Origin of the sequence: Micromonospora sp. NPDC005197 (assembly GCF_040608295.1) — a bacterium.
Classification (GTDB): Bacteria; Actinomycetota; Actinomycetes; order Mycobacteriales; family Micromonosporaceae; genus Micromonospora.
Map to the genome: position 1 here is coordinate 186,696 of NZ_JBEXHY010000001.1, position 23,787 is coordinate 210,482.

Below are 23,787 nucleotides of genomic sequence, written 5' to 3' on the forward strand. Positions count from 1 at the left end.
GGTGGGACTCGTCAGTGGCTGATCCGTCGCACCGGACACAGTGGCACAGGACACAGAGGAGGGCCGGCATCAGTTACCAGTCGCGGCTGACCAACCTCGTCGAGCCGGACGAACTGCGGGCCGCCGCCGAAACCCGGATCGTCTGGTCCGTGCCCCGGCCGACGGTGGCCGACGCCCGGGTGGGTTGGCACCGGCTCAACCCGAAGCGGCTCCGGATCGAGTTCATCGACGGCTCGTGGCTGGCGTTCACGGTGCCGATCGCCGAGCCCGGCACGCCACTGCGCGAGATCGCCGCCGCACTCACCGGCCGCTGACCCGCTCGACCCGCCGCGAGCACCGGCGAGCTGGCCGTGGTCTGCGGCATCGCCGCCGGGGACAGCGCGGCCTACAGCGGTGCCGACTCCAGTGGTGCGGCCTGCGACGGTGTCTGCGGCGGCGCGGGCAGCAGTGGCGCGGGCAGCGGTTCGCGGTGCAGCACCGAGAGGCGGGACACCGCGCGGGTGAGCACCACGTACAGCCGGTGCAGCCCGCGTGGTTCGGCCGCGACGATCGCGGCCGGCTCGACCACCACCACGTGGTCGTACTCCAGACCCTTGACCAGCGTCGCGGGCACCACGGTGACCCGCTCCGCGGCGGCGGCGACGTCGTCGGCGGTCGCGGTGGCGACGCCGGCGGCGGCCAGCGCCGCGCGCAGCTCGTCGACCGCGTCGTCCGCGGCGATCACACCGACCGAACCGTCGTGCGAGAGCGCCGCCTGTACCTCGGCCACCGTCGCGGCGGTCAGATCGGTCACGGTACGCACATCCAGGCCGCCGTCGTGACGCAGCGACTCGGCCGGCGGTACGTCCACCGCCAGCGCCGGCAGCAGCAGGTTGGCGAACGCGACCACCGCGGCGGGCACCCGGAAACCGATTGTCAGCGGAACCACCACGGCGTCCGGCTTGCCGAGGTGGGTCAGGGACTCCCGCCAGTCGGTCGCCGCCCACGGCGCGGTGCCCTGCGCGAGGTCACCGAGCAAGGTGACGGAGCCGTGCTCACTGCGGCGGGCGATGGCCCGACACTGCATGGGAGAGAGATCCTGAGCCTCGTCCACCACCACGTGCCCGAATCCGGAGGGGCGCTCCAGCAGCCCGGCAGCCTCGTCGACCAGCACCGCGTCGGCGGCGGTCCAGCGGGCGGCCTTCGGCGTACGGGCCGGCTTCGCCCAGACCAGCAGCGCCTGCTCGGCGTCGCTGAGCAACCCGTCCGCCGCGGCGGCGAGTCGGGCCGGGTCGGAGAGCAGGCCGTGCACCAGCCCTTCCGGGGTGAGCGCCGGCCAGACCGCGTCCAGGAAGTCCACCACCGGCCGGCATCGGCTCATCCGGCGCAGCCACGCGTCGCTGGGCGACTCCGCTCGCCGCGCCTCGGCCTGCCGTTGCAGCAGACTCACCACGCGTGCCCGGACCCGCTCCCGGCCGGTGCCGTACGGCAGCCCCTCGCGACGGGTCTCCTCGACGATCCGGTGCAGCGGCTCCAGCCCGATCCGCCATCGGAACGAACCGTCCGACACGGTGATCGAGTCGGCCGGCGTACCGATCTGTGTCTGCACCGCGCGCCGCAGGACGCTCGCCATCCGCGCGTCGTGCTTGAGCGCGGCCACGGCCGGCGCCTCCACCGCCCGCACCGGTACCCGTGAGATCAGCTCCTCCACGGTGGCCTGCTCGACCTCGACCTCACCGAGCGCCGGCAGCACCGCCGCGATGTACGACAGGAACGCCCTGTTCGGGCCCACGATCAGCACACCCGCCCGCCGCAGCCGCTCGCGGTGCAGATAGAGCAGGTACGCGGCCCGATGCAGGCCGACCGCCGTCTTGCCGGTGCCTGGCGCCCCCTGCACGCAGATCGAGTCGGCCAGGTCGGCCCGAACCAGCTCGTCCTGCTCCGGCTGGATCGTGGCGACGATGTCGCGCATCGGCCCGACGCGCGGTCGCTCGATCTCGGAGGTGAGAATCCGACTGTTCGTGCCCAGTTCCTCGCCCCGGTCCAGCCGCTCATCCTCGAAACTGGTCAAGACCCCGTTGCTGAACCCGAACCGCCGCCGGACCGCCACACCCTGCGGATCGCGCGCGCTGGCCCGGTAGAACGACCGGGAGACCGGCGCCCGCCAGTCCAGCACCAGCGGCTCGCCGTGCTCGTCGGTCACATGCCGCCGCCCCACGTGATACCGCCGACCGTCATGGTCACCGCCGCCGCTGCTGCCGCTGCCGCCGCCGCTGCCGCTGCCGCTGCTGCCGGCACCGCCTCTGCTGCCGCTGCCGCCTCCGGTGCCTCCGCCTCCTACGCCGGCGCTGGTGATGGTCGTGCTGCTGGTGGTGGCTGCGCTGCTGGTGCTGCCGGCGTTGGTCGTGGTGGCGCTGGTCGTGAGTCCGGTGGCCGTCTTCTCGCCGCTCGGGGTTCCACCGAAGTCGAGGCGGCCGAAGAACAGCGGCGTGGTGGGGTCGTCGGCCAGTTCGGCCACGCGGCGGGCCAGCGTACGGCCGAGCATCTCCGCCGCGTACGGGTCGCCGGCCACCTGGTCACCGGTCGAGAAGAGGGCTTCGGCCCGCTCCCGCATCCGGCGGAGCGCCGCGCGCGAGGTGGCCAGATGGGCGCGTTCGGCGACCAGATCCGTGTCGGGGTGGGTGTCCAGGTCAGGTGCGGGCATGCTGACGTCCCATCGTTCACATCTGCTGCGCGCTCGCGTGTCCGGTGGCGGATGGCCGCCCGCCCGGCGCGGTGACGTCCGTTCCGGTGCAGCTCACCTCGGCCGTCAAGCGGGCTGCAACCCTACGCCCTTCCGATGACCCCTTCCACCGAATTACCGACCGGACCACCCGTTCGCGCTGGCGTGGCGCACGACGACGTAGCGGCGGACGCGCACCGCGACCCGAGATCATCGCCTGCGGCCCTGGTGTTGCGGGGCGCGGTACGTCGCGGGCGGGCCTGAGGGGTCGGTGTTAGGTGGTCCGGCTGGGGCGGACCAGCCTGGGTCGGCTGGTGCTGGCGGGCAGGGGAGGCCGACCTGGGCCGGGCCAGATGGGCCGACCTGGGCTGGGCCACGATGGGCTGACCTGGGCCGGACCGGAGGGGCTGGCCTGTGCGTCGGGGCGGCCTGGGGTAGGCGTCGGCGATCCGGCCGCCGGGCTTGGTCGCTGGGCTTGGTCGCTGGGTCCGGTCGGTTCGCGATGGGTGAGGCTCGCGGGACTCAGCAGCGCCGGTGGTAGAGGTTGCGACGGGGGGTGCGGAGCGGGTCCATCCAGTCCGGCGGGAGGAATTCGGGTCTGCCGTCCGCTGCGATGCGGACGGTCCAGTCACCCTGGTGAAGGAGCCGGTGATGGTGGCCGCACAGCAGGACCGCGTTGCTCAGCGTCGTCGTGCCGCCGTCGGCCCAGTGGCGGACGTGGTGACCATCGCACCATCGCGGCGGCCGGTCGCAGCCGGGGAAGGCGCACCCACCGTCGCGCAGCACCAACGCGCGCCGCAGGGGACCGGTGAAGAGCCGGCGCTGACGTCCGACGTCCAGGATCTGGCTGTTGCCACCCAACACGACCGGCAGCACGGCCGAGTCGCAGGCCAGGCGCCGGACCGCGCCCGGCGTAAGGCGCGCACCGGTCTCCAGGGTGCCCGCGCCCACGTCGTTGACCAGCGCGTCGAGCGACATGGTGACCACCAGTTGCGGCCGATCTCCGCCGTTGTCGGGTAGGTGGCCGGTGCGCAGTGCCAGCCGGCAGATCTCGCCGAGTGCGTCCGCCCGGCGTTGGCCGGGACTGCGGTCGTCGTGCTCACCGGCTGGGGCGCAGAGCGGATCGATGGCCTCGCGCAGCAGGCTCGCGGTCTGGTGTCGAGGTTTCCGGTGAGGCGGACCTGCCCGTCCTTTGGCTCGGAGAGGGTGACGTGCCGGCGAGTCTCCGCCCGTTGGGTGGCCCGGTCGAGGGCCGCCAGCTCGGCCTGGTCGGCCAGATCCGGCGCGACGTGCGTGAGGACGCGCTCCCCGAGGCGACTCAGGATGGTCGGATCGAAGCGGTCGGCCCAGGAAATCAACAGCTCGGTGGCCTTGGCTGTTACCTCGGGCCCGGCCGCGACCGGCAGGGCCGCGACCGTCTCCGCGACCACCCGGCCCTGCTCCACGGTGAGGCTGCCGTCGAGCAGAGCGTCGCGCACCGTTGGCGGGGCGGCGTCGATGGTGGCGGCGAGCTGGACCATCTGCCGGGCCGACCGGCCGGAGAGCCGCAGCCGCTCCCGCAGCCAGACGGCGGTGGACGATGCCCCTTGGGCGACGGCGAGACCACGAGCGTCCAGCTCGCGCACCAGAGCGAGCTGGACGGTCGCCAGACGCTGCGTCACCACGTGCGCCGCATCGAGGGACGCGAGCAGCTCATCGTCGGAGAGAGCCCACAGCGCGGCTTCGGCGCAGTCGTCGACAGCACCCGCCGCCTGCGTCAACGCCCTCAACATGGAACGACAATAGAACACCTGTACGACACTTTCGCCGTCGAGCAGGCCGACCATGCGGCCGTCATCCGCCAGGGCGGCGGTGGTCGACGCATCTGCTTCGTCGTGCAGCCGGGCCGGATGCGGTCCACGGTCGCGGCGGCGCGGAACGCCGGGCTGATGGCGGGTCGGCCGGACGGCCGGGATCATGGGGGCATGACCGAGGCCCGTCCCGAGCCGCGTCGGAAGACGATCAGCGATCCGCAGGTGATGCGGGCGTTGGCCCATCCGGCCCGGATCGCGATCATCGAATACCTGAGTAGCCGCGAGGGTGGCGGAACCGCCACCGAGTGCGCGGAAATCGCCGGGCTGTCGCCGAGCGCCACCAGCTATCACCTGCGGGCCCTGGCGAAGTTCGGCCTGGTCGAGCAGGCGCCCAGCCGGGGCGACGCGCGCGAGCGGGTGTGGCGTACGCCGGGTGTCAGCTGGCTGGTCGACGCGGGTCGCGAGGCTGGTCCGGACGCGCGTGCCGCCGAGCAGGCGCTGGTGGAGGCGCACGCCGCTCGTGCGATGGAGCGGACCCGGGACTGGTTGCGGCGCGCCGGTGATGAGCCCGCCGAGTGGTACGACGTGGCGCTGTTCAACGACACGCTGCTGCTGCTCACGGCAGACGAGTTGGCCGATCTGAACGAGGCGGTCATGACGCTGCTCAGGCCGTACCACCCTCGACGGCGCGCCGCCGCGCCGCCTGGTGCTCGTTCCGTCGCCGTTCAGTACCGGACGGTGCCGCTGGCGTAGCGGGGGTTGTGTCGATCAGTTGTGAAGGATTATTTTCGAAGTATGTCCTTCACAACTGAGGCGTCGCGCTGGTCGGACGTGTGGCTCGCCAGCGCGGCCCGCGGCACCACGGTCGGTGGCGACTTTCTCGCCGCCACCGCGCTCGCGCTGGCCCTGCAGGGCGCGGGTGCCGGCGGACTGGCCGTGTCGGGACTACTGCTCGCGGCCACTCTGCCCCTGGTGGTGCTGGCCCCGCTCGCCGGACGGCTCGCCGATCGGGTGGACAGTCGTACCCTGCTGGTGACCATCGGGTCGGTGCAGGCCGCGATCTGCGTGCTACTCGCCGTCGCCGACGACCCGATCGTGGTCGTGGTCCTCGTCGCGCTGCTCGCCTGCGGGCTCGCGGTCACCCAGCCCTGCCTGGCGGCGCTGCTCCCGGCGATGGTCCGCCCGGCCGACCTGCCACGCGCGAGCGCGATCAGCCAGACCGCCGTCTCCCTCGGCGCGCTCGGCGGCCCGGTGCTGGCCGGCCTGCTGGTGGGGCAGTTCGGCACCCGCGTACCGCTGCTGGTCGACGCCGCGACCTACCTCGCGCTCGTGGTCGCGGGCCTGCTGCTGCGGACCCGTCGCGGCGGCCGACGGCCCACCGCGGACCAGGCCGGCCGTGCGGACCAGGCCGGCCCGGCGGAGCAGGTCCGGGTGGGAGGCCAGGGCAGCCGGGTCAATCCGGGTGGTACGGGCCAGGGCTGGCGGCTTCGACGGGATCCGCTGATGCTTGTCATGGTGGTCAGCACCGCCGTGGTGATCGCGGCGATCGGCGGCATCAACGTGATCGAGGTCTTCTTCATTCGGGAGACGCTGAAGGGGTCTGCCACCACGTACGGCCTCGTTGGCGCCGCCTGGATGGCCGGGATGTTGCCCGGCGGCTGGCTGGCGGCGCGGCTCGCGCGCCGGCTCGACGACGACGCTGCGCTGGTCCGCGGAGTGCTGATCACGCTGGCCGGGTGCAGTTCGATGGTGCTGCTGGCCGCGACGGTGCCAGCGGCGGTTCTGCTGGTGCCACTCTGGCTGGTGGCCGGCGCGGCCAACGGCGCGGAGAACGTCTTCGCGAACCTTCTCACCGCTCGCCGCGTGCCGCCGGGGATGCGCGCCCGGGCGTACGCCAGTTACGGCGCGGCCGTGCAGGGCGGCTCGATGGGCGGTTACCTGATCGGCGGCGCGCTGCTCACCGGTGTCGCGCCCCGGCCACTGATCGCGGGGGCCGGAGCGGCCGGGCTCCTGGTGGTGCTGGTGTTCGTGCCGGTCGTCGCCCGGGCGGTACGCAGGCCGGTACGCGAGCAGTCGGCCGGACCGGGGCGTGACACGACTGCCGGACCGGTACGCCCGCAGTCCACCGGCCCCGAGTGCGAGGAAACGACGGGATCGGAGGCTCTGCGACCGGGTGGGACGGATGCGGGGTTGGCCACTCCGGGCCGGCCCGCCGGGCCCCGACCGGAGGCCGGGGATACGGTCGGGTCATGGCTGAGCGCGTCGCACGCCCGCGGGTCGGGCACATCCAGTTCCTGAACTGCCTGCCCATCTACTGGGGGCTGATGCGCTCGGGCACCCTGCTCGACGTGGACCTGCACAAGGACTCGCCGGACCGGCTGAGCGCGGCGCTGGTCGCCGGCGACCTCGACATCGGCCCCATCACGCTGATGGAGTACCTGAAGCACACCGACGAGCTGCTTCTCCTGCCGGACCTCGCGGTGGGCAGCGACGGGCCGGTGCTCTCGGTCAACATGGTCTCCACCCGTCCCCTCGCCGAGCTGGACGGCGCCCGGGTGGCGCTCGGCTCGACCTCGCGGACCGGGGTCATGCTCGCGCAGTTGTTGCTCGCCGAGCGGTACGGCGTGCGGCCCGACTACTTCCGCTGCCCTCCGGACCTGACCCAGATGCTGCTGGAAGCCGACGCCGGGGTGCTGATCGGGGATGTGGCGCTTCGGGCCTACCACGAGGCGCCGTTGCGGGGCCTCACCGTGACCGACCTCGGACAGGCCTGGCGGGAATGGAGCGGGCTGCCGATGGTCTTCGCCGTCTGGGCGGTCCGCCGCGACTTCGCCGCCGCACACCCGGGCCTGGTCAAGGAGGTGCACGAGGCGTTCCTTCGCTCGCGCGACCTCTGCCTCTCGGAGCTGGATCAGGTCGCCGAGGCGGCAGCGCGCTGGGAGGCGTTCGACGCCGCGACGCTGGCCACGTACTTCCGGATCCTGGACTTCTCGCTCGGCGAGCGGCAGGTCGCCGGGCTGCGCGAGTTCGCCCGGCGGGTAGCCGCGCTCGGCGAGGTCCCGGCGCTGCCCGACGGTGGCCCGGAGTTCTTCGCCGGCTGAGCAGCCGGCCGAGCCGACCGCCGCGACGAGCCGCGCCTGCGCCGAGCCAAGCCGACCGCCCCGAGCGCCGAGGCGCGCCGACCAACAGCGGTCGGCGCGTGATCAGGTGCCGGGGCGCAGCAGTGCCTCGGTGATCTTCTCGCAGTTCTTCATGCCGTAGTCGTAGCCCATGCCGATCGGGTACTTGACCATCACGCCCATCGTCCAGGTGTCCCCGATGGCCAGGCAGTTGATGTGCATCTCCTGCTCCGCGGTCCGGTCGATCCACCCGTTCTTGATGGCGATCTGCTTCTGCTCGGCGGCCGGGAACGCCTTGCGGATGCCGAAGTCACCGGCGCCGCGGACGAGCTTCATCTCGTTGAGCAGCCACTTGGTCCACTTCGGGCCGGCGGCGGTGCCGGTGGCGATGCAGTTGCCCAGGCGGGCGGTGTCGCGGGGGGAGAGGGCCGTGCGGGACCACCCCTTGTCGGGGGCGACGCTGCTGTCGGTCAGCTTGCACATGGAAATCAGTCGTTTGATCGAGGCGTCCCGGCCGACCGAGTTGTAGAACTGCTCGGCCCGCGTGTTGTCGCTGTCCCGGATGATCCGGGTGGCGTCGGCGAGCTTCGCGTCGCTCGGCGTCTGGCCGGCGTCGGCGGCGCGACGCAGATAGTCGGCGACGATCCAGGATTTGATCATCGAGGCGGTGGTGCTGGTCTCGCCCATGTTCTTCGAACCGATGATCTTTCCGGTCCGGCGGTCGAGCACGCTCCAGGAGTACCAGCCCTGGATGTCGAGGTTGAGGTCCTTGGCCTGGAACGGCAGCGGCGCCAGCGAGGGGCTCGGGCTCGGCGACGGCGGGGAGGGCTGACGGGCACTGCGGTCGGTGGCCGCTCCGGTGGACCGGTCGCTGGTCGTCGCCTCGGAGTCACCCCACTTGGCGGCCGCGGACGACTCGAACGGCGACCCGGGCAGGAGCCGTAGCGACACCAGCACCAGCCCGATGAGGATGACCGCGACAGCGATCAGGCGCAGCGGCGAGGTCTCGCCCGCACCGCGCCGGTCGGCCCGCCGGTTGCCGGCCATCAGAGCTTTCCGACCGGCTGCTGCGGCACCTTGAGCGCGGCGCCCGGCTGCGGGGTGACCAGTTGGGTGGCCACGCTGGCGCAGACCTGCGCGCCGTAGTCCAGACCGTTCTTGATCGGGTAACGCAGCATCACCGCGAGACTCCACTTCCCGTTGACGGCGAGGCAGTTGACGTGCCAGTTGCCGTCGTAGTTGATCGCGGTCCACCCGTTCTTGATGCTGACCGGCCCCTGCGCGGTGATCGACTTGGGCAGACCGTTGATGATCCCCCAGCGGCCACCGCCGGACTTGAGCTTCTGGTCCTTGGCTGCGGTGGTGCCCTTGACTTGGCTCATCTCGCTGAGCACCCACTTCGTCCACTTGGGGCCGGCGGCCTTGCCGTCGGCGATGCAGTCACCGAGCCGGACGGCGTCCCGCGGGGACATGCGGGTGAAGCTCCACCAACCCTCGTACTTCGGGACGTTGCCGCGCTTGGTGTCGGTCAGACCGCAGATGCTGATCGCGCGCTTGACGACCGGCCCGGGTTGCCCGCCGGGCGGCACGGCGTACGAGCCGCCGGCGGCCTTGTAGACCGCGTTGGCCGCGTCGTCGTCGCTGTTGCGGATGGCGAGGCTGGCCGCCTTCTTCAGGTTCGCCGGCGGTTCCCGGTCCTTGAGCTGCCGCAGATAGTCCGAGACGATCCACGCCTTGAGCATCGATTCGGTGGAGCTGGTCGAGGCCATGTTCGACGAGCCGGAGATCTTGCCGGTCTGCCGGTCCATCAACGCCCACGAGAAAAACTCGCCCTTGAAGCTCACCGACACCCGGCCGGCGGCCAGCGTGGGCGGTGGCGGCGGAGTGGGCGCGGGCGCGGCGACGCTGGCGCCGCCACCGCCGCCTCCACCACCGCTGTCGTCGGTGGAGAGTCGGGCGTACGCGGTGGGGACCAGCAGGACGCCACCGAGAAGAACCGCCACGATGGCGAACACCATGGTCACGCGAGATCGCATGAGTTGGGTGAGCTCCAGATGTCAGGGCCGGGGGGACCGGCTTCGTTGTCCGGGGCGACCGGTGCGTGCGCCAAGGCCGGGGGCGGTGGCCTCTGTGGAGACGGCGTGGGGGCAGCCGATCGTGTGACCGGCAGAAGTCTACGTCCGCAGGGGCCGGGCACCAGAGGTTGACACCAGGCAACGTACGAAATCGGTGAAAAATCCCGATGGTATGCGGCTTCTGAGAGGTTTCACCTTCTTCCCGTGACCCAAGTCATAGGACCCAGGGTCACGACCCGTAACCAGGAACTGCCCATCGGTGACGGAACATGACTCGGGTTTCCTGTTACACCCCCTAGTGCATTGGGGCGCAAGCTGTAACACTTGTCCACATGTATGGCAACGACTTCTCCGCCCCTGGCGACGCACCGGACGACGCGCCCGGCGCGGGCCTGCTCGGCGAGGTCGAGGCCGCCGAGGCGGAGCTGCGTGCCGCCGCCGCGCGCGAGCGCCGCGGCGGTCCCGCACCGGACGAGGACCTGGCCGCGTACTTCACCGAGGTGGTCGACGCGGAGCAGAAGATCGAGCCGCGCGACTGGATGCCCGAGGCGTACCGCCGGACGTTGATCCGGCAGATCGCCCAGCACGCCCACTCCGAGATCATCGGCATGCAGCCGGAGGGCAACTGGATCAGTCGGGCGCCCTCGCTCAAGCGCAAGGCGATCCTGCTGGCCAAGGTCCAGGACGAGGCGGGCCACGGTCTCTACCTCTACGCCGCCGCCGAGACCCTCGGCATCAGTCGCGACGAACTGGTCCAGCTGCTGCTCGACGGCAAGCAGAAGTACAGCTCGATCTTCAACTACCCCACGTTGACCTGGGCGGACGTGGGCGCGATCGGCTGGCTGGTGGACGGCGCGGCGATCGTCAACCAGGTGCCGCTGTGCCGGTGCTCCTACGGCCCGTACGCGCGGGCGATGATCCGGGTCTGCAAGGAGGAGTCGTTCCACCAGCGCCAGGGCTACGAGATCCTGCACACCCTGGCGCACGGCACCCCGGCACAGAAGGCCATGGCCCAGGACGCGGTGGACCGCTGGTGGTACCCGTCGCTGGCCATGTTCGGCCCGCCGGACGGCGACTCCACCCACTCCGCCCAGTCGATGGCCTGGAAGATCAAGCGCTTCTCCAACGACGACCTGCGCCAACGCTTCGTCGACATGTGCGTCCAGCAGGCGGAGATCCTCGGGCTGCGCATTCCCGATGACGACCTGCGCTGGAACGAGGAACGGCAGGCGTACGACTACAGCCAGCCCGACTACGACGAGCTGATGCAGGTCATCAAGGGCAACGGGCCGTGCAACCGGGAGCGGATGGCGCACCGCCGGGCCGTCCACGCCGACGGCGCATGGGTACGCGAGGCAGCCGCGGCGTACGCCGCCAAGCGAGCGGACAAGAGGGAGAAGGTGGCCGCGTGAGCAACGAGCACTCGCCTCTGTGGGAGGTCTTCGTGCGGGCGCGGCGCGGGCTGTCGCACACCCACGTCGGCAGCCTGCACGCCCCGGACGCCGAGCTGGCCCTGCGCAACGCCCGCGACCTCTACACCCGCCGGCAGGAGGGCGTGTCGATCTGGGTGGTGCCGGCGGGCGCGATCACCGCGTCCAGCCCGGACGAGAAGGACGCCTTCTTCGACCCGGCCGCCGACAAGGTCTACCGCCATCCCACCTTCTACGAGGTGCCGGACGGGGTGGCACACCTGTGAGCGAGCGGAGCGAGCGAACCAGCCAGCCCAGCAAAGGGGGCGCTTCGCGCCGCCGCCGAGCGAAGCGAGGTGGTGGCGTGAGCGGGCCGTTCGGCTTCGCCCTCGCCCTCGGCGACGACGCGCTGATCGCCGCGCAGCGGCTGGCCGAGTGGACGACCCGCGCGCCGGAGATGGAAGAGGACATCGCGCTCGCCAACATCGCCCTCGACCAGCTCGGCGCGGCCCGCCTGCTGCTGTCGTACGCGGGTGAGCTGGAGGCGGCAGGTCGGGACGAGGACGCGCTGGCGTACCTGCGCGACGACCGCGAGTTCCGCAACGTGCTGCTGGTCGAGCTGCCCAACGGCGACTTCGCGGTGACCATGGCGAAGCTGTTCTTCCTGGCGGCGTACCAGTTGCCGCTCTACACCGCGCTCGCGTCCTGCCCGGACGAGCGGCTGGCCGCCATCGGCGCGAAGGCGCGCAAGGAGTCGGCGTACCACCTGGACCACGGCGCGCTGTGGGTCAAGCGGCTCGGCGACGGCACCGAGGAGTCGCACCGCCGGATGCAGGAGGCCGTCGACCACGTCTGGCCGTACACCCACGAGCTGTTCGCCGCGGACCCGGCGGCGCCGGTCGACCCGGCGGGCCTGCGGGCGGCGTTCGACGAGACCGTCGGCCCGGTGCTGGCCGAGGCGACGCTCACCCGCCCGGAGCGCGGCTGGGCTCCGACGGGCGGGCGGGCCGGCGTGCACACCGAGCACCTGTCCTACCTGCTGGCCGAGATGCAGGTGCTGCACCGCGCCCACCCCGGGGCGCAGTGGTGACCGACGCGCGAATGGCGGCGGCGAGCGTGGTGGACCCGGAGATCCGGGTGATCACCATCGACGAGCTGGGGATCCTGCGCGCGGTCGAGGAGGACCGGGCCAGTGGCCGGGTCACCGTCACCATCACCCCGACGTACACGGGCTGCCCCGCCATGGACGTGATCCGGGCCGACGTCCGGCGCGCGCTGGCCGCGGCCGGTTATCCGGACGCCGAGGTGCGGACGGTCTACAGCCCAGCGTGGAGCACCGACTGGATCTCCGATGTCGGGCGGGCCAAGCTGGCCGCCGCCGGGATCGCCCCGCCGTCGCCGGCGCCCGCCCCCGGCGTGGTGGCGCTGACCCTCGCGGTCCGCTGCCCGCTCTGCGGCTCGCCGGAGACCGAGCAGGTCAGCCGGTTCGGCTCGACCGCGTGCAAGGCGTTGTGGCGCTGCCGTTCCTGCTCCGAACCCTTCGACCACCTGAAGGCGCTGTGACAGTCACCATCTCCCGGCCGGTCCGCCGCCGGCCGGCCTTCCACCCGCTGCCGGTCGCCGCCGTCGACCGGCTCACCGACGACTCGGTCGCGGTCACCTTCGCCGTACCGGAGGAGTTGCGGGAGGCGTTCGCGTTCCGCGCCGGTCAGCACCTCACCGTGCGGCGGGTGACCGACGACGGCGACGACGTGCGCCGGTCGTACTCCATCTGCTCCACCCCTGACGACCTGGCCCGGCACGGCCGGCTGCGGATCGGGGTGCGGGAGATCCCCGGCGGCGCGTTCTCGGCGTTCGCCTGCGGCGCGCTGCGCCGCGGCGACACCGTCGAGGTGATGACGCCGCTGGGCACCTTCACCACGGCGTTCGCGGCGGACCGGGTGCGCCACTACGGCGCGGTCGTCGCCGGCTCCGGCATCACCCCGGTGCTCGCGCTCGTCGGGACGGCCCTGGCCGTCGAGCCGGCCAGCACCTTCACCCTGGTGTACGGCAACCGCACGGCCAACCGGGTCATGTTCGCCGAGGAGCTGGCCGACCTGAAGGACCGCTACCCCACCCGGCTGCACCTGGTGCACGTGCTGTCCCGGGAGCAGGGTGAGTCGCCGCTGCTCTCCGGGCGGATCGACGCCGAACGGCTGGAGCGCCTGCTGGGCACCATCGTGCCGGGCGACGTCATCGAGGAGTGGTTCCTCTGCGGCCCGTACGGCATGGTGGTCGACGCCCGGGACGTGCTGACCGCGCGCGGGCTGCCGGAGTCGGCGGTGCACACCGAGCTGTTCCACGTCGACGCGCCACCGGAGCCGGTGGCCCGCCCCGTCGACCAGCCGGGCACCGGTTCGGACGTCACAATCGTGCTGGACGGTCGGTCGTCGAGCTTCACGATGGGCCGCGAGGAGCGGGTGCTGGACGCCGCGCTCAAGGTGCGCGGCGAGCTGCCGTACGCCTGCAAGGGCGGCGTCTGCTCGACCTGCAAGGCGAAGGTCGTCGACGGGGCGGTCACGATGGCCCGCAACTACGCCCTGGAGCCCGACGAGCTGGCCGCCGGCTACGTGCTGACCTGCCAGTCCAGCCCGACCACCGACAGGCTCACGGTCGACTACGACGCCTGACGGCCGACTCGCGGACCGTGTGGCGTGCCGGACGGTCCACGGTCGATACCGAGCCTGTCGAGCTGCCCCAAAGATGGGGAGTCAGGACGGCCGCACGGTGGGCTGGCCCCCGGCCCGGGGGGTGCGCAGCGCATCACAGCCGTCAGCACCCGTCCGGGAGAGGACGCGGGGCGGGCGTAGGCTCGGAGGCGTGACGGTGAGCCGGGAGATCGACGACATCCTGCAGCGTGGCGCGGACGGCGGGCGGATCACGCCCGAGGAGGCTCTGCTGCTCTACACCGAGGCGCCCTTCCACGCCCTGGGCGAGGCGGCGGACGCGGTGCGCCGGCGGCGCTACCCGGACAACATCGTCACCTACCTGATCGATCGCAACATCAACTACACGAACGTCTGTGTGACGGCGTGCAAGTTCTGCGCGTTCTACCGGGCGCCGAAGCACTCCGAGGGGTGGACCCACCCGACGGAGGAGATCCTGCGTCGCTGCGGCGAGGCGGTCGAGCTGGGCGCGACCCAGGTGATGCTCCAGGGCGGCCACCACCCGGACTACGGCGTCGAGTACTACGAGGAGCTGTTCTCCTCGGTCAAGCAGGCGTACCCGCAGCTGGCCATCCACTCGATCGGGCCGAGCGAGATCCTGCACATGGCCAAGGTCTCCGGCGTGAGCCTGGACGAGGCCATCGCCCGGATCAAGGCCGCCGGCCTGGACTCGATCGCCGGCGCCGGTGCGGAGATGCTGCCCGAGCGCCCGCGCAGGGCCATCGCCCCGCTCAAGGAGTCGGGTGAGCGCTGGCTGGAGGTCATGGAGCTGGCCCACCGGCAGGGCGTCGAGTCGACCGCGACCATGATGATGGGCACCGGTGAGACGCACGCCGAGCGGATCGAGCACCTGCGGATGATCCGCGATGTGCAGGACCGCACCCGTGGGTTCCGGTCGTTCATCCCGTGGACGTACCAGCCGGAGAACAACCACCTCAAGGGTCGCACCCAGGCGACCACGCTGGAGTACCTGCGCCTGGTCGCGGTGGCCCGGCTCTTCTTCGAGACCGTGCCGCACCTGCAGGCGTCCTGGCTGACCACCGGCAAGGACGTCGGGCAGTTGTCGCTGCACATGGGCGTGGACGACCTCGGCTCGATCATGTTGGAGGAGAACGTCATCTCCTCGGCCGGCGCCCGCCACCGCTCCAACCTGCACGAGCTGATCGGGATGATCCGCTCCGCCGACCGGATCCCGGCCCAGCGGGACACCCTCTACAACCGTTTGGCGGTGCACCACACGCCGGCCGACGACCCGACCGACGAGCGGGTGGTCTCGCACTTCTCCTCGATCGCGCTGCCCGGCGGCGGCGCGGGGCGCTCGCTGCCGCTGGTCGAGGTCAACTGAGGTCGATCCCGCCCCGACCGTTCGGCTGACCGGGGATCATGCTCCCGCCCGGCAACGGCGGCGGTACGGGTGGTCCCCGCCGTCGCACCGTCAGGCTGCCCGCCACGGGGGTGGTGGAGATGATTGGCGGCCGCTACCGTCCCGCCTCGTATCCGTCGTCACCGCGGGTGGCACGGATCGCTGGAATCGGCCCGACCGCCCGGGTGACGGTGATCTGATGGGCTGGTCAGGGAGTGTCCTCCATCGGCCCATGAGGGTCGTTCATATAACGCACGGCGGTACGGGCGGGATGGGTGACCATTCCGCCCGTACCGTGTGCCGGGTCCAGTCCGGACGGTTGAAATTCGTCCGCCACGCTGGCGGGGGAGATCGACCTCCGATAACGTCCGCTCGGTCCCACAACCATTCATTCTCTTCTTCCCTACACCCCCGGGGGACTGATGACAGCCTTCCACCGCTCGACGCTGGCTCGTATCGGCGTCGTGGCACTGCTCGCTGCCGGTGGCCTGGCCACCGTTGCCGCCCCGGCGCAGGCCGCCGACCAGGCTGACCTGGCCCTGGTGCCCCTCAGCTACGAGTTGGCCCAGGGCGTCAAGGCGGCCAAGGCGAAGCCGTTCAAGTTTCAGGTCGACAACACCCGCAGCTCGGTCGACGCCAAGGACGTCCGGGTCACCGTGGAGACGAAGGGCCTGAAGAACCGCAAGGTCGGCGTGCTCACCCCGGTCGGGTGCGACCTCACCGGCACGACCTTCACCTGCCTGCTCGGCGATCTGGCGGCCGGCACCACCGAGGACTTCGGCATCCCGCTCTTCTCGACCGGCGGTCGCGGTGACGCCGGCACGCTGGTGGTCACCATCAGCTCGGCCACCGCCGACCCCAACCCGCGTGACAACACGGTGCGGCACGACATCACCGTCGCCAAGCCCGGTTACGACCTGACCTCCTGGGTGCAGGACGTCTACGCCGACGTGGCGGTGGACGGCGACGAGGCGGGCGAGTCCGGCCTCAAGCCGGTCAAGCGGGGCGAGACCGCGCCGCTGGACTGGGCGGTCTACAACGACGGCAGCCGCAAGGCGACCGGCGTGGCGTACGGGATCACCCTCCCGGCCGGCGTCACCTTCGCCGAGCTGCCGGAGAGCTGCGTCGAGCAGCCGCTGGGTGGGTTCGCGAACGCGTACTGCGAGGACACCGGCGTGGTGCTGAAGCCGGGGCAGTTCTACACCGCCGACGTGCGGGTGAAGGTCGGCGCGGACGTGACCGAGCCGGTGCTCCGGCCCGGGTTCGTCTGGGCCGCCGGCCTGGAGGCCGCTGAGGGCAGCCCCGAGGAGCAGCCGCAGGTGGCCTCCAGCGCGCAGCGGCGGGCGTTCACCGAGACCGACGAGGTGGACAACACCGCGCAGTTCGACGTCTTCGTCGACCTGAGCGCGCAGCCGACCCCGACGCCGACGGCCACCCCGACGGCGACTCCGACGCCGGGCGGCACGACGACGCCGGGCACGACCACGTCGCCGACCACCGGTGGCGGTGGTTCCGGTGGCGGTGGGCTGCCGGTGACCGGTGTGCAGGCCGGCCTGATCGGCGGCATCGGCGGTCTGATCCTGCTCGCGGGTGGGGCGCTGCTGGTGCTCTCCCGCCGGCGCAAGGTCGTCCTGGTCGCCCCGGGCGACGAGACCTCGACCGACTGACGTCGGCACGATCTGAGAGATAGGCACGATCTGACGTAGGCACGACGCGAGGGCGGGGTGGGCGACCACCCCGCCCTTTCGCATGCCGGGCCGCGCGGCCGTCCGCCACCGCCGGCTGCGTCGACGCTCCCGGTTGCCATGGGGTACGCGGACCCAGCGGTCGAGGGCTTGAGCGTGGCTGGCAGAGTGGAGCGGGTGAGCCGTACACCGCAGGGCCAGCGCGCCAGCCTGGACAAGCAACCGCACGAGGTCGCCGCGATGTTCGACGGCGTGGCCGAGCGCTACGACCTGACCAACACGGTGCTCTCCTTCGGTCAGGACCGCTCCTGGCGGCGGGCCACCCGCGCGGCGCTCGGGCTGCGGCCGGGCGAGCGGGTGCTGGATGTGGGCGCGGGCACCGGCGTGTCGACGCGCGAGCTGGCCCAGTCCGGGGCGTACGCGGTCGGGGTCGACCTGTCGCTGGGCATGCTGTACGCGGGCAAGCGGGTCCGTCCCGAGGTGCCGCTGCTGGCCGGGGACGCGCTGCGACTGCCGTTCGCCGACGCGAGCTTCGACGCGGTGACCATCTCCTTCGCGCTACGCAACGTCAACGACACCGACGCGGCCCTGCGCGAGCTGGCCCGGGTCACCCGGCCGGGTGGACGGCTGGTGGTGTGCGAGTTCAGCACCCCGGTCAACCCGGCCTTCCGGACGGTCTACCTGTCGTACCTGATGCGGTCGCTGCCGGTGGTCGCCCGCGCGGTGTCCAGCAACCCCGAGGCGTACGTCTACCTGGCGGAGTCGGTCCGGGCCTGGCCGGACCAGGCCGCGCTGGCCGGGCGGGTCGCCGCGGCCGGGTGGGGTCGAGTGGCGTGGCGCAACCTGACCGGCGGCGTGGTCGCGCTGCACCGGGGGATCCGCGAGTAGCGCGGAGACTCGGAGACCCGGAGGCGTCGACGCGGAGACACCGAGACGCCGCGACGCCGCGACGCGTTTCAGGAATATCCGGCTTTAGTCCACTTTGCCCCGTACGCTCGTCCGCATGACCGGAGCAGACCGGGCGGACCCGGTGGCCGCCACCGACGACGACGCGGCCGAACTCATCGCGCAGCTGCGCGCGCTGGCCGGCGCGGATCCGGCGGACGTCCGGCAGGTGGTCGCCGAGGTGCTGGCCGCGCTGGACCGGGCGGCCGGTGGCGCGCTGCGGGAGCATCTGCCGGAGGCGATCCGGGTCGACGCGGGCCTGGACGCCTCCCGATCGGCCTGACACTCGCCTGCTGTGGACGGTCGCCGACTGTCACATCGGCGAGTTAGGTACCCCTGATCCTGCGCAGGTATGACGCCGGTCATACACTCGTCCCGTCTGGCTTGTGAAGCATTTCACGAGCGTGCGGGAGGAGGCGCGAATGACCGCGGTGGAACACGACGCCGACGTCATCGTCGTTGGCGCCGGTCCCGGTGGATCGGCGACTGCGTACCACCTGGCCCGGCACGGCGTACGGGTGTTGGTGTTGGAGAAGACCGAGTTCCCTCGGGAGAAGGTCTGCGGCGACGGGCTGACCCCGCGCGCGGTGCGCCAGCTCATCCGGATGGGCGTGGACACTTCGCCCGAGGCCGGCTGGCTGCACAACCGCGGCCTGCGGGTGATCGGCGGCGGCGTACGCCTGGAACTGGACTGGCCCGAGCTGGCCAGCTTCCCCAACTACGGCCTGGTCCGCACCCGACTGGACTTCGACGATCTGCTCGCCCAGCGGGCGGTCGCGGCCGGCGCCAAACTGCGGACCAACGTCAACGTGCTGGGCCCGGTGCTCGACGGCGACGGCCGGGTGACCGGCGTCGAGGCGGAGGTGGGGCCCGGCAAGGAGCCCGCCACCTTCCATGCCCCGCTGGTCGTGGCGGCCGACGGGGTCTCCGGTCGGTTCCCGCTCGCGCTCGGGCTGGCCAAGCGGGAGGACCGGCCGATCGGCGTGGCCGTCCGCCGCTACTACCACTCCCCGGTCAAGCACGACGACGACTACCTGGAGTCGTGGCTGGAGCTGCGCAGCAAGGACAGCGGCGACAACCTGCTGCCCGGGTACGGCTGGATCTTCGGGCTCGGTGACGGGCGGGTCAACGTCGGCCTCGGCGTGCTCAACTCGTCGTCCGCGTTCGGCAAGACCAACTACCGCCGGCTGCTCACCGACTGGCTGGCCAACACGCCCGCCGACTGGGGCATGACCGACGAGGCCAACGCCGACGGTCCGATCCTCGGCGCCGCGCTGCCGATGGGCTTCAACCGGGTGCCGCACTACACCCGCGGGGTTCTGCTCGTCGGCGACTCCGGCGGGATGGTCAACCCGTTCAACGGCGAGGGCATCGCGTACGCCATGGAGTCCGGCGAGCTGGCCGCGGAGGTGGCGGTGCAGGCCCTCGCGCGTCCCGCCGCGCCGGAGCGCGAGCGGGCCCTGATGGCGTACCCGAACGAGCTGAAGGCCCGGCTCGGTGGCTACTACCGGCTGGGCGGCATCTTCGTGAAGCTGATCGGCCGTCCGGAGATCATGCGGATCGCCACCAAGCACGGCATGCCCCACCCGACGCTGATGCGTTTCGTTCTCAAGTTGTTGGCCAATCTGACCGATCCCCGAGGCGGGGACGCGATGGACCGGGTCATCAACGCAATGACGAAAGCCGCGCCAGCCGTCTAGAGCGACGGCATCGGTGCTGGTCACAGCCCCGACGCCGACAAAGATCGACCCCCGCCGGCAGCCACCGCGAGGGACGTGAATAGTGTGATTTTCGTCAAGCACCGAGGGCAGGGAAGGACGAGCAGGAGAAAACGATGTCGCTCTCGCCTTACGCACCGATCATCGGGCTGTTCGCCCTCGCCGCGGCGTTCTCGCTGTTCTCTGTCGGCGCCGCCCGCTTCGCTGGTCCCCGTCGATACAACAAGGCCAAACTCGAGGCTTACGAGTGCGGCATCGAGCCCAGCCCTCAGCCGGTCGGCGGCGGGCGGTTCCCGATCAAGTTCTACCTGACGGCGATGCTCTTCATCGTCTTCGACATCGAGATCATCTTCCTCTACCCCTGGGCGGTCTCGTTCGACGCTCTGCCGATCTTCGGCTTCGTGGAGATGGTCCTGTTCATCGTCGCGGTCTTCGTCGCGTACGCCTATGTGTGGCGGCGCGGCGGCCTGGACTGGGACTGAGGAAGGAACGTCAGATGGGCATCGAGGAGAAGCTCCCCGCCGGCGTCCTGCTCACCTCGGTGGAGAAGCTGGTCAACTGGTCCCGGAAGTCGTCCGTGTGGGGCGCCACCTTCGGCCTGGCCTGCTGCGCGATCGAGATGATGGCCGCCGGTGGTCCGCACTACGACATGGGCCGCTGGGGCATGGAGGTCTTCCGGGCCTCGCCCCGGCAGGCCGACCTGATGATCGTGGCCGGCCGGGTGAGCCAGAAGATGGCACCGGTGCTGCGCCAGATCTACGACCAGATGGCCGAGCCCCGCTGGGTGCTCTCCATGGGCGTCTGCGCCAGCAGCGGCGGCATGTTCAACAACTACGCGATCGTGCAGGGCGTCGACCACGTCGTGCCGGTCGACATGTACCTGCCCGGCTGCCCGCCCCGGCCGGAGATGCTCATCGACGCGATCCTCAAGCTCCGCGAGAAGATCATGTATGAGCCGCTGGGCCCGAACGGTCGCAAGATGCTGGCGGCCCGCCAGGAGCGCGGCGACGTTCCGGTCGTGCCGTACGGCTCCATGCCGTCCTCGTACCGCAACGACAAGGCCCGGCGTGCCGAGTGGACCCAGGCGGTCCGCGAGGGGCGCGAGGAGCAGTTGCGGATCGAGAACTGGATGAACGCCCAGAACCACCTCCACGCGCACAGGGGCCCGAAGTGACCGCACCGAACGACAGGAACAACGACGGGGGTTTGCCGGTGCCGGTCACCCCGGCCGGCGCCAGCGGCACCGCCCCGGCCGAGTACCCGCCGTCCAGCCCGGCGGGGCGCGGCATGTTCGGCAACCAGGGCACCGGCGACGTGTCCGGCTACGGCGGCCTGGTCCGCCAGCGCCAGCCCATCGAGGAGGCGCCCCGGCCGTACGGGGGCTACTTCGACGAGGTTCGCGACGCCCTCGAAGAGGCGTACCCGGCCTTCGGCGACGCGATCGAGAAGGTGGTCGTCGACCGGGGTGAGTTGACCCTGCACGTCCGCCCGGAGCGGATCGCCGAGGTCTGCCAGGTGCTGCGCGACGACCTGGCGCTGCGCTTCGAGCTGTGCTCCTCGGTGTCCGGGGTGGACTACCTCGGCGCCGACGAGCGCCGGCTGCACGTGGTCTACCTGCTCACCTCGATGACCTACCGGCGTCGGATCCGGCTGGAGGCCGCGGTCTCCGTCGAGTCGCCGCACCTGCCCAGCGTCACCGCCATCTACCCGACGGCGGACTGGCAGGAGCGGGAGGCGTACGACATGTTCGGCATCGTCTTCGACGGCCACCCCAACCTGACCCGGATCCTCATGCCGGACGACTGGGAGGGCCACCCGCAGCGCAAGGACTACCCGCTCGGTGGCGTGCCGGTCGAGTACAAGGGCGCCGAGATCCCGCCGCCGGACCGCAGGAGGTCGTACCAGTGACCACGTCGAACTACGCGACCGAACGCGAGACCACCGAGGGCAGGGTCTTCACCGTCACCGGTGGGGACTGGGACACGGTCGTCTCGGGCACCGACCCGATCAACGACGAGCGGATCGTGGTCAACATGGGTCCGCAGCACCCGTCCACGCACGGGGTGCTGCGACTGATCCTGGAGCTGGAGGGCGAGACGGTCCGCGAGGCCCGCTCGGTCGTCGGCTACCTGCACACCGGCATCGAGAAGAACCTCGAGTACCGCAACTGGGTCCAGGGTTCGACGTTCGTGACCCGGATGGACTACCTCGCCCCGATCTTCAACGAGACGGCGTACGCCCTCGCGGTCGAGAAGCTGCTCGGCATCACCGACGACGTCACCGAGCGCGCCACCACCATCCGCGTGCTGATGATGGAGCTCAACCGGATCTCGTCGCACCTGGTCTGGCTGGCCACCACCGGCATGGAGCTGGGCGCGATCTCGATCATGCTGTACGGCTTCCGCGAGCGGGAGTACATCCTCGACATCTTCGAGACCATCACCGGCCTGCGGATGAACCACGCGTACGTCCGGCCGGGCGGTGTCGCGCAGGACGTGCCGGACGAGGCGATCGTCAAGATCCGCGAGTTCCTGAAGATGATGCCGAAGAAGCTCAAGGAGTACGAGGATCTGCTCTCCGGTCAGCCGATCTGGATCGAACGGACGAAGAACGTCGCGGTGCTGGACGTGACCGGCTGCGTGGCGCTCGGCATCACCGGTCCGGTGCTGCGCTCGGCCGGGCTCGCCTGGGACCTGCGCAAGACCATGCCGTACTGCGGCTACGAGACGTACGAGTTCGACGTGCCGACCCACCCCGACGGTGACGTGTGGGGCCGCTACCAGGTGCGGCTCGCCGAGATCCGCGAGTCGATGAAGCTGGTCGAGCAGGCGTTGGACCGGCTGCGGCCGGGCCCGGTGATGGTCGCCGACCGCAAGATCGCGTGGCCCGCGCAGCTCGCCATCGGCGTCGACGGCATGGGCAACTCGCTGGAGCACGTCGCGAAGATCATGGGTCAGTCGATGGAGTCGCTGATCCACCACTTCAAGCTGGTGACCGAGGGCTTCCGGGTCCCGCCCGGCCAGGTGTACGTCGGCATCGAGTCGCCGCGCGGCGAGTTGGGCGTACACGCGGTCTCCGACGGCGGCACCCGGCCGTACCGGGTGCACTACCGGGAGCCGAGCTTCGTCAACCTCCAGGCCCTCCCGGCGATGGCCGAGGGTGGCCTCATCGCCGACGTGATCGCCGGCGGCGCCTCGCTGGACCCCGTGATGGGTGGGTGTGACCGATGAGCGTTGTTTTTACTGAGCAGACCCGCGAGCGGGCACGCGAGATCATCGCCCGTTACCCGGCGGACCGGTCCCGCTCGGCGCTGCTGCCGCTGCTGCACCTGGTCCAGGCGGAGGAGGGGTACGTCTCCCCGGCCGGGGTCACGTTCTGCGCCGAGGTGCTCGGGCTGAACAAGGCCCAGGTCGGCGCGGTGGCCACCTTCTACACGATGTACAAGCGCAAGCCCACCGGTGACTTCCTGGTCAGCGTCTGCACCAACACGATGTGCAACGTGCTGGGCGGCCAGGAGGTCTACGACACCCTCGTCGAGCACCTGGGTGTCGGGCACGACGAGACGACCGCGGACGGCACGATCACGCTGGAGCACGCCGAGTGCCTGGCGGCCTGCGACTACGGCCCGGTGATGACCGTCAACTACGACTTCTTCGACCGGGTGGATCCGTCCACGGCGGTCGGCGTGGTCGACGAGCTGCGCGCCGGTGGCCGGCCGATGCCGACGCGCGGCGCGCGGCTCTGCACGCTCAAGGAGATGGCGGTGCAGCTCGCCGGTTTCGCCGACGAGCGCGACGGCGCGGTCGCCGACGGCGGGCCGGGCGAGCCGACCCTGCGCGGTCTGCGGCTGGCGCAGGAGCACAACGTCTCGGTGCCGGGCTTCGACCCGAACACCCCGATCCGCAGCAAGGCCGAGGCCGACAAGGCAGCGGCCAAGGCGAAGGCCGACGCGGACAAGGCGAAGGCCGACGCCGAGGCCGCCAAGCCGGCGCCCGTCGAGGCCACCACGGCCCCGGTCAAGGGTGGCGACGGGGCGTCCGCGCCGACGGGAGCGGCCGGTGCCGCCGAGCCGACGCCCACCGAGACCACCAGGCCGGAGGCGGCGACCGAGACCGCCAGGCCGGAGGCGGCCACCGGCAGCACCGCGCCGGACGTGAAGGCGCCCGACGACAAGTCGCCGCAGGTGCGTACCGCCGAGACCCGGCAGCCCGACGCGCAGACCGCGGTGCCGGACGCGCCCGGCACGAAGGCGCCGGCGGCGACGTCTCCGCCGG

At 71.5% G+C, this 23,787-nt stretch carries 22 protein-coding genes and 2 pseudogenes; 19 read left to right on the forward strand and 5 right to left on the reverse strand.

What is annotated here, in order from left to right:
• Positions 1–14: 14 nt before the first annotated feature.
• A complete protein-coding gene (locus ABZU46_RS00945; protein ID WP_354853847.1) occupies positions 15–314 on the forward strand; it encodes a hypothetical protein in 300 nt (99 codons plus the stop codon).
• Between the two features lie 71 nt (positions 315–385).
• On the opposite strand, the gene ABZU46_RS00950 is transcribed toward ABZU46_RS00945, so the two are convergent.
• The 3 genes and pseudogenes from ABZU46_RS00950 to ABZU46_RS00960 all read right to left on the reverse strand — a co-directional run.
• On the reverse strand, positions 386–2,683 hold the full coding sequence (locus ABZU46_RS00950) for an AAA family ATPase (RefSeq protein ID WP_354853849.1): 2,298 nt from the start codon (positions 2,681–2,683) through the stop codon (positions 386–388).
• A gap of 540 nt (positions 2,684–3,223) precedes the next feature.
• Complete coding sequence (locus ABZU46_RS00955) at positions 3,224–3,487, reverse strand: HNH endonuclease signature motif containing protein (protein ID WP_354853942.1); 264 nt, start codon at positions 3,485–3,487, stop codon at positions 3,224–3,226.
• Positions 3,488–3,535: 48 nt separating this feature from the next.
• Positions 3,536–4,737 (reverse strand): annotated as a pseudogene (locus ABZU46_RS00960) (DUF222 domain-containing protein); the annotation flags it as partial.
• Between ABZU46_RS00960 and ABZU46_RS00965 the strand changes: the two are divergent.
• Genes ABZU46_RS00965 through ABZU46_RS00975 form a run of 3 tightly spaced genes read left to right on the forward strand, consistent with a single transcriptional unit; the run spans position 4,720 to position 7,595 of the window.
• The gene (locus ABZU46_RS00965) at positions 4,720–5,247 is read left to right on the forward strand and encodes a winged helix-turn-helix domain-containing protein (protein ID WP_354853945.1); all 528 of its coding nucleotides are present in this window, start codon (positions 4,720–4,722) and stop codon (positions 5,245–5,247) included. The pseudogene ABZU46_RS00960 and the gene ABZU46_RS00965 overlap by 18 nt on opposite strands.
• Before the next feature lie 42 nt (positions 5,248–5,289).
• Entirely contained in the window at positions 5,290–6,792 is a 1,503-nt protein-coding gene (locus ABZU46_RS00970) for an MFS transporter (RefSeq protein ID WP_354853852.1), read from the forward strand.
• Entirely contained in the window at positions 6,744–7,595 is an 852-nt protein-coding gene (locus ABZU46_RS00975; protein ID WP_354853855.1) for a menaquinone biosynthesis protein, read from the forward strand. The genes ABZU46_RS00970 and ABZU46_RS00975 overlap by 49 nt, the downstream gene beginning before the upstream one ends.
• Before the next feature lie 102 nt (positions 7,596–7,697).
• On the opposite strand, the gene ABZU46_RS00980 is transcribed toward ABZU46_RS00975, so the two are convergent.
• Positions 7,698–8,660: a hypothetical protein gene (locus tag ABZU46_RS00980; RefSeq protein WP_354853858.1), complete on the reverse strand. Its 963-nt coding sequence runs from the start codon at positions 8,658–8,660 to the stop codon at positions 7,698–7,700.
• A complete protein-coding gene (locus ABZU46_RS00985) occupies positions 8,660–9,649 on the reverse strand; it encodes a hypothetical protein (protein ID WP_354853861.1) in 990 nt (329 codons plus the stop codon). Before ABZU46_RS00985 ends, ABZU46_RS00980 begins: the two co-directional genes overlap by 1 nt.
• A gap of 371 nt (positions 9,650–10,020) precedes the next feature.
• Here ABZU46_RS00985 and paaA point away from each other — a divergent pair, with 371 nt between their 5' ends.
• The 15 genes and pseudogenes from paaA to nuoE form a co-directional block, all read left to right on the forward strand.
• Positions 10,021–11,100, forward strand: a complete 1,080-nt coding sequence (paaA, locus tag ABZU46_RS00990) for a 1,2-phenylacetyl-CoA epoxidase subunit PaaA (protein ID WP_354853864.1) — start codon at positions 10,021–10,023, stop codon at positions 11,098–11,100.
• Entirely contained in the window at positions 11,097–11,384 is a 288-nt protein-coding gene (paaB, locus tag ABZU46_RS00995; RefSeq protein WP_266248073.1) for a 1,2-phenylacetyl-CoA epoxidase subunit PaaB, read from the forward strand. The genes paaA and paaB overlap by 4 nt, the downstream gene beginning before the upstream one ends.
• A 77-nt stretch (positions 11,385–11,461) precedes the next feature.
• Positions 11,462–12,187, forward strand: a complete 726-nt coding sequence (paaC, locus tag ABZU46_RS01000; protein WP_354853868.1) for a 1,2-phenylacetyl-CoA epoxidase subunit PaaC — start codon at positions 11,462–11,464, stop codon at positions 12,185–12,187.
• Positions 12,184–12,660 carry a 1,2-phenylacetyl-CoA epoxidase subunit PaaD gene (gene paaD, locus ABZU46_RS01005; RefSeq protein ID WP_354853870.1) on the forward strand — a complete coding sequence of 159 codons (477 nt, stop codon included), beginning with the start codon at positions 12,184–12,186 and terminating at the stop codon, positions 12,658–12,660. Before paaC ends, paaD begins: the two co-directional genes overlap by 4 nt.
• Positions 12,657–13,766, forward strand: coding sequence for a 1,2-phenylacetyl-CoA epoxidase subunit PaaE (gene paaE / locus ABZU46_RS01010; RefSeq protein WP_354853873.1), 1,110 nt, complete (start codon positions 12,657–12,659; stop codon positions 13,764–13,766). Before paaD ends, paaE begins: the two co-directional genes overlap by 4 nt.
• Before the next feature lie 190 nt (positions 13,767–13,956).
• Positions 13,957–15,147: a cyclic dehypoxanthinyl futalosine synthase gene (mqnC, locus tag ABZU46_RS01015; RefSeq protein WP_354853876.1), complete on the forward strand. Its 1,191-nt coding sequence runs from the start codon at positions 13,957–13,959 to the stop codon at positions 15,145–15,147.
• A gap of 440 nt (positions 15,148–15,587) precedes the next feature.
• On the forward strand, positions 15,588–16,832 hold the full coding sequence (locus ABZU46_RS01020; protein ID WP_354853879.1) for an LPXTG cell wall anchor domain-containing protein: 1,245 nt from the start codon (positions 15,588–15,590) through the stop codon (positions 16,830–16,832).
• A 195-nt stretch (positions 16,833–17,027) separates the two neighbouring features.
• Positions 17,028–17,738, forward strand: coding sequence for a demethylmenaquinone methyltransferase (locus ABZU46_RS01025; protein ID WP_354853882.1), 711 nt, complete (start codon positions 17,028–17,030; stop codon positions 17,736–17,738).
• A gap of 115 nt (positions 17,739–17,853) precedes the next feature.
• On the forward strand, positions 17,854–18,078 hold the full coding sequence (locus ABZU46_RS01030; RefSeq protein ID WP_354853885.1) for a hypothetical protein: 225 nt from the start codon (positions 17,854–17,856) through the stop codon (positions 18,076–18,078).
• Between the two features lie 139 nt (positions 18,079–18,217).
• Complete coding sequence (locus ABZU46_RS01035) at positions 18,218–19,495, forward strand: geranylgeranyl reductase family protein (RefSeq protein WP_354853888.1); 1,278 nt, start codon at positions 18,218–18,220, stop codon at positions 19,493–19,495.
• Between the two features lie 134 nt (positions 19,496–19,629).
• A complete protein-coding gene (locus ABZU46_RS01040; protein WP_007454588.1) occupies positions 19,630–19,995 on the forward strand; it encodes an NADH-quinone oxidoreductase subunit A in 366 nt (121 codons plus the stop codon).
• 14 nt (positions 19,996–20,009) lie between these two features.
• Complete coding sequence (locus ABZU46_RS01045; protein WP_354853890.1) at positions 20,010–20,687, forward strand: NADH-quinone oxidoreductase subunit B family protein; 678 nt, start codon at positions 20,010–20,012, stop codon at positions 20,685–20,687.
• A complete protein-coding gene (locus ABZU46_RS01050; protein WP_354853892.1) occupies positions 20,684–21,421 on the forward strand; it encodes an NADH-quinone oxidoreductase subunit C in 738 nt (245 codons plus the stop codon). The genes ABZU46_RS01045 and ABZU46_RS01050 overlap by 4 nt, the downstream gene beginning before the upstream one ends.
• Positions 21,418–22,743, forward strand: coding sequence for an NADH-quinone oxidoreductase subunit D (locus ABZU46_RS01055; RefSeq protein WP_354853895.1), 1,326 nt, complete (start codon positions 21,418–21,420; stop codon positions 22,741–22,743). Before ABZU46_RS01050 ends, ABZU46_RS01055 begins: the two co-directional genes overlap by 4 nt.
• Positions 22,740–23,504: pseudogene (nuoE, locus tag ABZU46_RS01060) on the forward strand (NADH-quinone oxidoreductase subunit NuoE); the annotation flags it as partial. The gene ABZU46_RS01055 and the pseudogene nuoE, both read left to right, overlap by 4 nt.
• Positions 23,505–23,787 lie beyond the last annotated feature (283 nt).